General features: G+C 32.2%; 15 protein-coding genes. 13 read left to right on the top strand and 2 right to left on the bottom strand.

The genetic code is table 11. The features are described from left to right. Window positions 1-4: 4 nt before the first annotated feature. Window positions 5-1462, bottom strand: a complete 1458-nt coding sequence (gatA, locus tag SYO3AOP1_RS02535; RefSeq protein ID WP_012459209.1) for an Asp-tRNA(Asn)/Glu-tRNA(Gln) amidotransferase subunit GatA — start codon at window positions 1460-1462, stop codon at window positions 5-7. Then, window positions 1462-1905, bottom strand: a complete 444-nt coding sequence (locus SYO3AOP1_RS02530; RefSeq protein WP_012459208.1) for a TraR/DksA family transcriptional regulator — start codon at window positions 1903-1905, stop codon at window positions 1462-1464. The genes gatA and SYO3AOP1_RS02530 overlap by 1 nt, the downstream gene beginning before the upstream one ends. Window positions 1906-1967: 62 nt before the next feature. On the opposite strand from SYO3AOP1_RS02530, the gene SYO3AOP1_RS02525 reads away from it, so the two are divergent. The 13 genes from SYO3AOP1_RS02525 to mltG all read left to right on the top strand — a co-directional run bounded on the left by SYO3AOP1_RS02525 (window position 1968) and on the right by mltG (window position 12080). After that, window positions 1968-2294 (top strand): ATP synthase subunit I, encoded by a 327-nt coding sequence (locus SYO3AOP1_RS02525; protein ID WP_012459207.1) that lies wholly within the window; start codon window positions 1968-1970, stop codon window positions 2292-2294. Next, complete coding sequence (locus SYO3AOP1_RS02520; RefSeq protein WP_012459206.1) at window positions 2269-2769, top strand: phosphate-starvation-inducible PsiE family protein; 501 nt, start codon at window positions 2269-2271, stop codon at window positions 2767-2769. The genes SYO3AOP1_RS02525 and SYO3AOP1_RS02520 overlap by 26 nt, the downstream gene beginning before the upstream one ends. Window positions 2770-2771: 2 nt before the next feature. Continuing rightward, window positions 2772-3566, top strand: coding sequence for an A24 family peptidase (locus SYO3AOP1_RS02515; RefSeq protein ID WP_012459205.1), 795 nt, complete (start codon window positions 2772-2774; stop codon window positions 3564-3566). A gap of 7 nt (window positions 3567-3573) precedes the next feature. After that, window positions 3574-3960, top strand: a complete 387-nt coding sequence (locus SYO3AOP1_RS02510) for a LysR family transcriptional regulator (RefSeq protein WP_012459204.1) — start codon at window positions 3574-3576, stop codon at window positions 3958-3960. Further along, window positions 3950-4243, top strand: coding sequence for a DUF4911 domain-containing protein (locus SYO3AOP1_RS02505; RefSeq protein ID WP_012459203.1), 294 nt, complete (start codon window positions 3950-3952; stop codon window positions 4241-4243). Before SYO3AOP1_RS02510 ends, SYO3AOP1_RS02505 begins: the two co-directional genes overlap by 11 nt. A gap of 894 nt (window positions 4244-5137) precedes the next feature. Next, complete coding sequence (locus SYO3AOP1_RS02500) at window positions 5138-5701, top strand: thioredoxin family protein (protein ID WP_012459202.1); 564 nt, start codon at window positions 5138-5140, stop codon at window positions 5699-5701. A gap of 3 nt (window positions 5702-5704) precedes the next feature. Beyond that, window positions 5705-6832 (top strand): 1-deoxy-D-xylulose-5-phosphate reductoisomerase, encoded by a 1128-nt coding sequence (dxr, locus tag SYO3AOP1_RS02495; RefSeq protein ID WP_012459201.1) that lies wholly within the window; start codon window positions 5705-5707, stop codon window positions 6830-6832. Next, window positions 6819-7691 (top strand): LysR family transcriptional regulator, encoded by an 873-nt coding sequence (locus SYO3AOP1_RS02490; RefSeq protein ID WP_012459200.1) that lies wholly within the window; start codon window positions 6819-6821, stop codon window positions 7689-7691. Before dxr ends, SYO3AOP1_RS02490 begins: the two co-directional genes overlap by 14 nt. Window positions 7692-7700: 9 nt before the next feature. Further along, on the top strand, window positions 7701-8576 hold the full coding sequence (gene metF, locus SYO3AOP1_RS02485; protein ID WP_012459199.1) for a methylenetetrahydrofolate reductase [NAD(P)H]: 876 nt from the start codon (window positions 7701-7703) through the stop codon (window positions 8574-8576). A gap of 599 nt (window positions 8577-9175) precedes the next feature. Beyond that, a complete protein-coding gene (gene leuC, locus SYO3AOP1_RS02480) occupies window positions 9176-10471 on the top strand; it encodes a 3-isopropylmalate dehydratase large subunit (protein WP_012459198.1) in 1296 nt (431 codons plus the stop codon). Between the two features lie 16 nt (window positions 10472-10487). Next, window positions 10488-10679, top strand: coding sequence for a DUF2892 domain-containing protein (locus SYO3AOP1_RS02475; protein WP_012459197.1), 192 nt, complete (start codon window positions 10488-10490; stop codon window positions 10677-10679). Next, window positions 10676-11113, top strand: coding sequence for a Holliday junction resolvase RuvX (gene ruvX / locus SYO3AOP1_RS02470; RefSeq protein WP_012459196.1), 438 nt, complete (start codon window positions 10676-10678; stop codon window positions 11111-11113). The genes SYO3AOP1_RS02475 and ruvX overlap by 4 nt, the downstream gene beginning before the upstream one ends. After that, on the top strand, window positions 11088-12080 hold the full coding sequence (mltG, locus tag SYO3AOP1_RS02465) for an endolytic transglycosylase MltG (RefSeq protein WP_012459195.1): 993 nt from the start codon (window positions 11088-11090) through the stop codon (window positions 12078-12080). The genes ruvX and mltG overlap by 26 nt, the downstream gene beginning before the upstream one ends. Window positions 12081-12323 lie beyond the last annotated feature (243 nt).

The raw sequence follows: 12323 nt of genomic DNA, 5'->3' as shown, positions 1-12323 counted from the left end.
CACCCTAAACTTCTGGAAATCTCTTATGATAATCATTTAGAGATTGAAATTTGTAAGCTACCTGCAATATGGTCTCTTCATCAAACGGCTTTCCGATTATCTGCATTCCTACCGGCAGATTATCTTTAAATCCGCATGGTATGCTTAATGCTGGAACAGTTGCCATGTTGGCTGATACTGTAAAAATATCTGATAAATACATCTGGATTGGGTCGTTTGATTTTTCTCCAATCTTGAACGCTACGTCCGGCGTTGTTGGAGTTATGATTACATCAACTTTTTCAAAAGCATTCATATAGTCTTGATAGATTAAAGTTCTAACCTTTTGAGCTTTTAAGTAATATGCATCGTAATATCCGGAGGATAATGCATAAGTTCCTATCATGATTCTTCTTTTTACTTCTGCACCAAAGCCTTCATCTCTTGTTTTAGAATACATCTCTTCAAGATTTTTATATTCTTTTGCTCTGTATCCGTATCTAACACCATCAAACCTTGCCAAGTTGGACGATGCTTCTGACGGAGCTATGATGTAGTAAGTTTCTATTGCATACTTTGTATATGGTAAAGAAATCTCGTGGGCTGTCATTCCTTCTTTTTCAAGCTGTTTGACGGCGTTTAAGATTATCTCTTTTATTTGTGGATTTAAATCTTCTGTATAAAACTCTTTTGGAAGTCCTATTTTTAAACCTTTCACATCTTTGTTTAAGCTTTCTAAGTAGTTTGGAACCGGGATGCTTCTTGATGTAGAATCTTTTGGGTCTTTTCCGGAGATAACGTTCATTATCATTGCTACATCTTCAACCGTTCTTCCAAATGGTCCAATCTGGTCTAAGGATGATGCAAAGGCAACAAGTCCGTATCTTGATACTCTTCCATATGTAGGTTTAAGTCCCACAACTCCGCAAAATGCCGCAGGCTGTCTGATTGAGCCTCCTGTATCAGACCCAAGAGATGCAGGAGCCATTCCTGAAGCAACAACAGCAGCAGACCCACCGGATGAGCCACCCGGGACTCTTTCTAAATCCCATGGGTTTCTTGTTGGGAAAAATGCTGAGTTTTCAGTTGAAGAACCCATTGCAAATTCGTCTAAGTTAGTTTTTCCTGTGATTACATAACCTTGAGATTTCAATCTTTCAATAACGGTTGCATCATAAACAGGAACAAAGTTTTCAAGCATTTTTGATGAACAAGTTGTTTTTATATCTTTTGTAGAAATATTATCTTTTATTGCTATCGGCAGTCCAAAAAGGTCTGGAATGTTTTCAAGCTTTGTTAATTCTTGGTCTCTTTTCTTTGCTTTTTCTAATGCTAAATCGTCTAAAGCTGTCACGTAAGCTTTAATTTTTGGTTCTACTTGGTTTTTTCTTTCTATGAAAGCTTCAACGATTTCAGAAGGTTTAACTTCTTTTGATTTAACAAGGTCTGAAAGTTCTTTTAAAGATTTTTTCCATAACTCCATCATAACTCTCCTGCCTCTTCTTCTGATGCTGGTTTTTCTCTCGTGAATAGATTATCAAAATATTCTTTATATCTTAAATCTGGCGTTGATTGGAAAGGTTCTTGTTCCTTTGCGTGCTGAATACATAGAGTTGTCCAAGGAACAGCTTCAAGCCTTTCTTCTTCAATTTCTTTTCCGCAAACTTCGCATATTCCATAGGTTCCATTTTGTATTCTTTCAAGAGTATCATCTATAGCCTTTAATATCTCTATTTCTACATCTGACAACTGGGCTAAAATTTCTTCAGTAATGTCAATGTTAGCATACTCTTCCAAATCTCTTGGCTCGGCAGATTGTTCTGTTAATACTTTTTCTGTTTCTTCTTTTTTCAAGTACCTTTCTAAAATTTGAGATCTTTTCTTTAAAAGTAATCTTCTGAATTTTTGAAGTTTATTTTTGTCCATGATTTTACTCCTAAGTATTAATGATATAATAATTTTATCACACATAGAAAAACGGAGTCTTAATGGCAATAATTATTTACACCGGATTATTCATTCTTGGTTTTATAGCGGGGCTTATTTATTTTTGGCATATGTGGAAAAGTATTGGCACTTATGGAGCCAATAAATCAAAAATATTATCAAGTATGATTTTCAGGGCACCTGTTGTAATAGCAGCTGCTTTACTTGGTTATATGGTAGCAAAATTTGAAGGAATTATCGCAGTTTTGATAGGTTTTACTACGTTTCAGATTATCTTTTTGATTAAAAAAGGAAGTCAGCTAAAAAAAGAGTTAGAGGAAGAAGCTTTAAAAGAGGAAAATCTTGAAAAGACTGATAGTAAGGATTAAAAGAAATATAATTGATAAAATAACTAATATAGATGCTCCACTTATAAACTTTCTTGAAAACTTCGACAGATTAATTCATCTGTTTTTAGCAATTGTTATAGTTTTTACTTCTCTTGCCATTTTTATGTGGTTTATACATGATGCTTATGAGCTATTTGAAAAAATAGCAATGTTTAAGAAAAATATAAGTTCAAGTGCTTTAAAACTTTTTGGTACTGCAATACTTTTATGGCCATTATCTGCATTACTAAGAGCCGAGATAAAATTAGTAAAAGGAGAGCAAATATCGTTAAACCTTTTTGTAGACACTGCAATTGCTTCAACTGTAAGGAGCTTTCTTGTATCTACTGAGGAGAGAGAATCATTAAGCGAAACCTACTATTTAATAATAGCATTAATAGTGTTTGCAATAGTAAGATTAGTGGTGGCTTATACAGAGAAAATTTCAACATCTAATTCAAGAAATAAGGGATAACAATGGAAGAGTTTGAGCTTATAAAAATACTGGCTATTTTTATTTTAGGAGCATCTATTGGAAGTTTTCTAAACGTAGTTATATACAGGCTGCCAAGGAATATGTCTATTGCTTATCCACCATCTACATGTCCTGTATGTAAAAATCAGATTAAGTGGTACGACAACATTCCCATTATTTCTTATATAATTCTTAAAGGAAAATGTAGATTTTGTGCCACTAAAATAAGTATTAGATATCCGTTAGTAGAATTCTTTACTGGCATAATGGCTGTTTTTACATACTTAAAATTTGGCTTTACGGTAGATTTTATATTTATGTTTTATTTTGTTGCTTGTATGATTGCCTTATCTTTCATAGATTTAGAATTTAAAATAATTCCTGATGAGATTAACTTTTCAGGTTTATTTATGGGTTTTGTTTATGCCGGTTATAAGGCTTATGAAATTAGAGATTTTCATCCGCTTACTGACGCTTTAATTGGGGCTGCTGTAGGGGCTGGGTTTTTATACGCTTTAGCTTTATTTTATCTTAAAGTTAGAAATATAGAAGCACTTGGATTTGGTGATGTAAAACTTCTTGCATTCATTGGCAGTTATGTTGGTTGGTTTGGAGCTTTATTTACAATATTTTTTGGGTCTTTACTTGGTCTTCTTGGGTCTGTTTTCTTTATGAAGGTGTACAAAACTGATGATTTATCAAAATTAGAAATACCTTTTGGTCCATTTCTTGCTATAGCTGGGACTATTTATTTATTCTTTGGAGAGTGGATTTATAATTTTTATTTTGGAGAGTAAGTGTAACATGGAGATAAAACATAAAGTTTGGATTGAAAAAGATGACGAGATAATCATGGGAATGGGAAGAGAAGCTTTACTTAAAGCCATTAAAGAAACAGGTTCTATTGTGAAGGCTGCTGAAAAAGTTGGCTTTAACTACAAAAAAGCTCTGTCTTATATCAAAGCTATGGAAGAAAGGTCTGGACAAAAGATCGTTATAACGTTTAAAGGTGGAACAGAAAAAGGTGGAGCAAAGCTAACAGAATTTGGTGAAGGATTGTTAAAAGATTTTGAAAGTATCGTAAAGGAGTATGAAGAGTTAAGGGAAAGACTTCAACGAGAAATAAAAAGAAGAAAATACCTAAGTATGATAGCATATCCAAAGAAAGAGGTAAATAAAGATGCTGAGTAATGAGCTTTTAGAAAAGCTAAATAACTATCCTACAAAAAGCGTTAACCTTGTAATTAAATGTAATCCGGAAAAGATGAACTTTATATCTATGGTTATAAATGGATATGACAGAATCTGTCTTCCAAGGACAAGATACGGCAAAGAAGGTATTTTAGACCTAATCACTTCTCCAGATTTTGTAGATGATTTATATTTGATTTTAGAAGATTTAAAGCTAAACCATGACCCAAGCTTAGAAATTATAGGAGACCTTGGCGATAATTGGATTATAGCAGTAACTTAATAAAAAGTGAAAAGATAAGAGATTAAAAAGTTTGAGAGAGCGTTTCAAAATTCCATAATGTGAGGGATTAGAAAGTTTAAAGCAATAATACCAATCTGAAGCTATAGCGGAAAATCTCAGCCTTTTTGTCTTCTGAACGAAGTGAAGAATCTCCTTATTATACAGAGATCCTTCGGATAAGTCCTCAGAACAACAGTTAAGGGTTGAATGATAAGCATCAGAGAAAGGATAATCTTATTCCGTCATTCTGCAGCCGACAAAGAATCTCCTCTCTTTAATTAAATTCCTCATCCGACATGTTAATCCAAAATATAACCTATACTCTTAATCACGATTAAAAACCAATATTTATAAGCATTTACCTACTTACCTGTGGAAAACTTGTGGATATATTGCTAACAATCTGTGAATAAAATACTTATAACTTGTGTATAAATCAGTATTTTTATGTGAATAAATATCTGATTAACTTGTGATTAAGATGTTAATAACTTGTGATTAACACTGTGATTAAAGTGTGTATATTATGCTATTTAGCATATGAACTATATGTGTTTAGAAAGTGATTTAGTAGTGATTGGATATATGTTTTAGTTGTGGAATTACTGCTGTTAGTATGTAGTTAAGCAATAAATTTTCATAGCGTTATTTGTGGATAACAAAAATTTGTTTGCGGGTATATGTGGATAACTTTTATTAAAATTTTCAAAACTACAAAAACTATCCACAGGTTTCCACAAAAGAGATTGATTTATATGTAAGATATCCACAGGATTAAGTTATTGATTAATTTAATTTTTTAGCACTTATCCACAATAATCACACCCTTATTATTGTTCTTTTAATTTATAATATTTAATTATCTTTTAAAGAATAAATAAAAGGAAAATAAAAATGGATATAAAAGAAAATTTGACCTTAGTTTGTGATTTTGATGAAAAAGATATTTCGCAAAAAATTAAAAAAACATTGGAAGAGCATTTTAAAGACAATCAAAAAATAGGCTTAGAATATAAAGAGTTTTCAGATTTAAAGCCTGCCATAAAGATTTTAAGAAATGGTGAAGATACAGGCATAAAGTTTTATGGAAACATTCTTGGTGGAGAGTTTCAGGCATTTTTAGAGAGTTTAAAGATCACAGGAAATAATGAATATCACATATCACAAAGAGTTTTAGAGTTTATAGAAGAGATAGATAAGCCAGTAGATATTAAAGTTTTTGTAACGACTTCCTGTGGATGGTGTCCATCTGCTACGATTAAAGCAGTCAGCTTTGCAACTGTCAGCAGATTAATAAATGCTTCTATTTTTGAATGTTATTCATTTCCGGAGATTGCAATGAAGTATAATGTTTCAGTAGTTCCAAAGACTATTATCAATGATAAAGTGGAGTTTGTAGGCGTAAAAGATGATAATGAATATTTTGGCTATATAGTAAAGGCGTTAGGAGAAGTTTAGGCTTTGTTAAAAGTTGGAATACTTGGTTCTACCGGTTCTGTTGGAAGTCAGGCATTAGATGTTATCAGAAAGTATAAAGACCAAATAAAGGTTGAACTTCTTGGAGCTTCTAAGTTATCTGAAAATCTTATAAATCAGATTAAAGAGTTTAAACCATCTTATGTTTATGTTGAAAATGCAGAAGAAAAAAGTATAGATGATATAAAGGTTTTGGTTGGAGAAGATGGATTAAGGCGGGCTGTTAATCTTGATTTGGATTTATTTATAAATGCGATTGCAGGAATAAAAGGCATTCTTCCTACTTATCTACTGCTTAAATACAATAAAACTCTTGCAACCGCAAACAAAGAAGCTATTATTTGTCTTGGAGAGCTACTTAAAGATAAGTATAAAAAAATTCTTCCAATAGATAGTGAGCATTCTGCTATTTTTCAGATACTTAAAGATAGTAATCAAAAAGAAGTTAGAAGAATTATTCTAACAGCTTCCGGCGGTCCCTTTGTAAATATGCCGGCTGAAGATTTTGAAAATATCACAGTTAAACAAGCATTAATCCATCCAAGATGGAGTATGGGTAAGAAAATAACCATAGATAGTGCAACGCTGATGAATAAAGGGTTAGAAGTTATAGAAGCCCATTATCTGTTTTCAATGCCCTATGAAAAAATAGATGTGCTGATCCATCCAGAAAGTATCATACACGGAATGGTTGAATTTGTTGATGGAACTGTTATATCTAACATGTCTAACCCTGATATGAAAATTCCTATATCATATGCTTTATTTTATCCGGAAAGAAAGTTTTTATCTGATAATTACTTAGATTTTACAAAGATTAAGTCGCTTAACTTTTTAAAACCAGACACAGAAAAATTTCCGTTGTTAAAACTTGCCGTTGAGTGTGGTAAAAAAGGCGGTGTATATCCAACAGTTTTGACCGTAGCAGATGAGATAGCCGTTAACTACTTTTTAGAAGAAAGGATAAAGTTTACAGATATACACAAAATTATCTTAGAGACCTTAGAAAAGTTTGATTACAACAAACTTGATTCCGTAGATGATATATTTTATATAATTGATAAAACAATAAATTTAGCAACAGAGATAGCAAAGAAGTATGGAAGTACTTGATTATCACAAATTAAGAATATTTAAAGCAGTTGCAGACTTAAAAAGCTTTTCAAAAGCTGCACAGATGCTTTTTTTATCCCAGCCAACTGTGACGCTTCAAATCAAAAAGATAGAAAATTACCTTGGAATGACTTTGTTTAGAAGACATAAATCAAATCTTGAACTTACAGAAGAAGGAAAAGTCCTTTATCAGTTTGCAAGCAAAATAATAGAAGATTACATGAATATGGAAGAAAATCTTAAAAATGTAAGAAAAACTTCCATTCTTTACATAGGTTGTAGTTCTACAATAGGTGATTATCTTCTTCCTAAGATAATTACAAAATTTATATCAGAAAATCCAGAAGTAAGCATAAAAATTTTCATAGGCAACTCAAAGGAAGTTGAAGATGGTGTACTATCAAAGATTTTTAATATAGGGCTTGTAGAAGATAACATAATATCAAACAAGCTTGATATATCTGAATTTTATGAAGATGAGATAATCTTGATTGCATCTAAAAATAATTCTATTTCTGAGTATCTAAAAACACAAAATGAGCTAAAAAATTATAAATTTATATTCAGAGAGTTTGGGTCAGGAACAAGGAATATAGTAGAACAAAGTTTAAAGATAAAAATTAGTCCATCTATGGAAGTTTCAAGTAGTAAAGCTATTGCTAAGATAGTGCAAAACTCAGATTACTTAGCCTTTGTATCTAAACTTGTTGCTGAAGATTTAATCAATGACGGACATCTGAAAAAAATCGAAGTTGATGACCTAAAAATTACAAGAAAGTTTTCCATTATCACACAAAAAAATATAAGATTATCTTCTGTTGAAAATAAATTTTACAGATTCTTGAAAAATTTTACTTAGAGGTGAAAAATGAAAATAATTGACAAATTAAAAAACACAAAGGTTAGTATATCATTTGAATTTTTCCCACCTAAGACAGAAGAAGCAGAAAAAACATTGTTTGAAACAATATCAAACTTACAGCCGTTAAATCCGACTTTTGTATCTGTTACATATGGAGCAGGTGGTTCAACGAGAGAAAAGACAAGAGATATAGTCAAAAAAATACATGAAGAGACAAAACTAACAGTAATGGCACACCTTACCTGTATTGGTCATTCTAAGCAGGAAATATTAAGCATTCTTGATGATTATGAAAAAATAGGAATAGAAAATATTCTTGCCCTTAGAGGAGATATACCTCTTAATTTTGAAAAATCAGATATTCTATCTGATGGATGTAAACATGCAAGCGAGCTTGTAAGCTTGATAAGAGAAACTTATAAAGACTATTTTTGTATAGCGGTAGCATCTTATCCGGAAGGACACCCAGAAAGCCCAAATCTTGAAAGAGAGATTTTATACTTCAAAAAGAAAGTAGAAGTAGGAGCTGATTTTTCTATTACTCAGATGTTTTTTGATAACAGCTATTTTTATGAGTTTTTAGAAAAATGCGAAATAGCAGGAATCAATATTCCAATAATACCCGGCATTATGCCAATAACAAATTTTAACCAGATAAAAAAGTTTGCTTCTTTGTGTGGTGCAACCATTCCTGAAGAGGTGGTTCAAAAGTTTGAAAAGTATGCAGACAATCCGGAGGAGACTAAAAAGATAGGTATTGAGTTTGCAACCTTGCAGTGTATGGACTTAATCAAACACGGCGTAAAAGGTCTTCATTTTTACACATTAAATAAATCTGATGCAACAATAAAGATTTATGAAAATATAAAGGATTATTTGTAAGGAAGCGAGTTTTTAATTTTTGATAGGAATATTCTAAAATTTTTGTAAGTTGTAAAATGGATATGTAAATTTAACTTTACTTTTTCCTGTCATCCTGAAGATGTAAGCCTGAAGGATCTCCTACCTTCTTTGTCATCTTGAACGAAGTGAAAGATCTCCTCCTTTAATGGTTTTTGAAAAAAGGAGATTCTTCGCACGGCTACAGAATGACAGAATAGGGGCATGAAGGCGAGATTCTTCGCTCGGCTGTAGAACGGAAGATTAAAAGGTTATTTAATTCTTAGAACACCTTCTATTTCCACTGAGAGTGTTCCAAAATTTTTGCAAGTTTACCTTTTTTTGTCATCCTGAGGACGTAAGTCCGAAAGATCGCATCTTTTGATTTGAAAAAACAAGAGATTCTTCGCCGGCTGCAGAATGACGATGTTGATTTTTGGAACACTTTCGAAAACAATTGATAAATTAATTGTTTAGCTTAAGTTTATTTGTATTGAAATTTTTAAAGATTTTTAAATTAATAGTGATTAGAGTAATAATTTAGCAATTGCTAATATGCTATAATTATCAATCCTATATATTTTATTTGGAGGTTTATAAATATGGGTATGACAATAACTGAAAAAATAATAGCAGCACACGCCGGTAGAGATTATGTAGAACCGGGAGAGCTTGTAACTGTTAAAGTAGACCTTGCTATTGCAAACGATATTACAGCTCCGCTTGCAATAAAACAGCTTGAAAAATACGGCATAGATAAAGTTCATGACCCAAATAAAATTGCTCTTGTTATGGACCATTTCTTCCCGCCAAAAGACATTATGTCTGCTCAGCAGATTAAAATCTCAAGAGATTTTGCTAAAAAAATGGGAATTAAAAACTACTTTGAAGGTCAAGATAGTGGAGTAATGCATACACTACTTCCAGAAAAAGGTTTTGTAGTTCCGGGTGATTTGGTAATTGGTGCAGATTCACATACATGTACTTACGGCGGAATTGGTGCATTTTCTACAGGTGTAGGTTCTACTGATATTGCCTATATATGGGCTACAGGTGAAACATGGCTTAGAGTTCCAGAAAGTATGAAGTTTGTATTTTATAATAAACCACAAAAATGGGTTGGTGGAAAAGATTTTGTTTTAACAGTAATTGGAAAAATTGGTGTTGATGGTGCATTGTATAAAGCTATGGAATATCAAGGAGAAGCAATCAGAGCTCTTGATATAGATAACAGACTTACAATCGCTAATATGGCTATAGAAGCAGGTGGAAAAAGTGGTATTATTGAACCAGATGAAAAAACTGTTGACTGGGTAAGAAAAAGAACAAATAGAGAGTTTAAACTCTATAAATCAGACCCGGACGCTAAATACTGCTGTGAGTATGAATTTGATGCAAGTAAAATAGAGCCTGTAGTTGCATGTCCGAGCTTACCATCAAACGTAAAACCTGTTAGTGAAGTAGCCGGAACGCACATTGACCAAGTATTTATTGGCTCATGTACAAATGGAAGACTTTCAGACCTAAGAATAGCAGCAGCAATTTTAAAAAGTAAAAAAGTTCATCCAGAAGTTAGATGTATTGTAATACCTGCATCAGACCAAATTTATAAACAAGCATTACATGAAGGTATAATTGAAATATTGGCAGATGCGGGATGTTTGATAAGCACATCTACATGTGGTCCATGTCTTGGTGGTCATATGGGTATTCTTGCAGAGGGTGAGGTTTGTTTGTCTACATCAAACAGAAACTTTGTGGGAAGAATGGGACATCCGAAAAGCCAAGTATACTTATCAAGCCCAGCAGTAGCTGCGGCGTCAGCGGTTCTTGGCAGAATTGCACATCCTGATGAAGTTGCAAAATACGAAGAAGTTGAAACACTTATAACTTTATAAAAGGAGGTAAGTTGTCATGGCATTATGGGATGCACTTATAAGAATTTTAGTAGGTTCAATACTTGTACTTCTTGGAGTTGAAAAAGGTGGCATATTTGTAATTGCAACATTTGTTGGTGTTGTATTAATATTAACAGCAATCACCGGATTTTGTTTGATATATAAGATAGCCGGTATATCTTCTAAGGGAGAGCCTACGCAAGCTTGAGTAGAATTTTAGGTCTTGATATAGGATTAAAAAGGATTGGTGTTGCTGTAAGCGATCCGTTCGGAGTTACAGCAACGCCTCTTGAGTTTATTCTAAACGACGAAAAAGTATTTGAAAAAATCAATGATTTAATAAAAAATTATAAAATCTCAAAAATAGTTATTGGACTACCATTAACGCTAAAAGGTGAAGAAGGAGAGCAAGCAAGATATACAAAAGAGTTTGTCGAAAATCTAAAAAATCACATTCCACAAGATATAGAAATAATCTTTGTAGATGAAAGGTTTACATCATCCTTAGCAGAAAAAACATTATTACAAACAAAAAAGAAAAACAAAAAAGAAAAAATAGACAGCTTGTCTGCAGTTTTTATACTTCAAACATATCTTGACAGGTTATCTTTTAGCAATGAAGCGACTAATTATAGCTATTAGTCTAATATCTTTAATTTTCTTAGGACTTTCATCTTTATTTTTTTACAAAAAAGATGTAAATGTAGAAGTTAACATTGAAAAAGGTCTAAAAACCATAGAGATTGCACAAAAACTTGAAGATGAGAATGTAATATTAAATAAATATCTTTTTGTCATTTTAGCATTCATAAAAAATCAAACATTAAAATCTGGATTGTATGATTTTAAAGGAAAGTACTCTGTAATAGATGTTTATGAAAAGATTGTAAAAGGAGAGATTAAGCAAAAGTACTTTACTATCATCCCTGGGGAGGACTTGATAGATATTGCAAACAAACTTGAAAAAGAAGGGATAGTTAAAAAGGAGGAATTTTTAAAGTATGTATTTGATGAAAAAAATGTCAGAAAATATGGACTTGTAGGAAGTTCTTTTGAAGGCTACTTTCCACCGGAGAGCTACGCGATTTCAGAAAAAGAAACTGTTGAAACATTGATAAAAAAGTTTTTAAAAGTCTTTGAAAAAAGGTATTTGCCTTACAAACAAAAAGTAGAAAGCAAAGACTATTCAGCGTTTTATAAGAAAAATATATCTTTTTATGAAGCAATGATAATCGCATCTATGATAGAAAATGAAGCATACTACGAAGGAGAAAAGCCAATCATAGCCGGAGTTATTTTTAACAGATTAAAATCCAATATGAGACTTCAGATTGACCCAACTGTTATTTATGCTTTAAAACTTGCCGGCAGTTGGGATGGAACGCTAAATAAAAGTGATTTGGTTATAGATTCTCCATTCAATACTTATAAAGTCAAAGGTCTTCCACCAACTCCAATTTGTAGTTTTACAATCTCTTCGTTAGAAGCCGTGTTAAATCCAATCAAATCCAACTATTACTATTATGTTTTATCAAAAGACAGGAAAAGGCATATCTTTTCAGAAGATTATGAGAGTCATTTAAAGAATATAAAAGAGAATTTGAAGTGATACGTCGGGTGAGAAATTCAATAAAATTAGGAGATTCTTCGCTTACGCTCAGAATGACACCATTCGGAAGTTCCTCGTCATCTTGAGGCCGTAAGATCGAAGGATCTCCTCTTTCATTGTTATTTAAAAGGAAGAGATGGGTAAGAATGAGATTCTTCGCAGGCTGCAGAATGACAAATGAGGTTATCCTTTCTCTAATATTTATCATTCAACCTTTCGCTGTCATCCTTAGACCGAAGTGAA

Source organism: Sulfurihydrogenibium sp. YO3AOP1 (genome assembly GCF_000020325.1).
Classification (GTDB): Bacteria; Aquificota; Aquificia; order Aquificales; family Hydrogenothermaceae; genus Sulfurihydrogenibium.
Note: the sequence above shows the minus strand (reverse complement) of the source record. Positions and strands in the feature narration are given on the sequence as shown.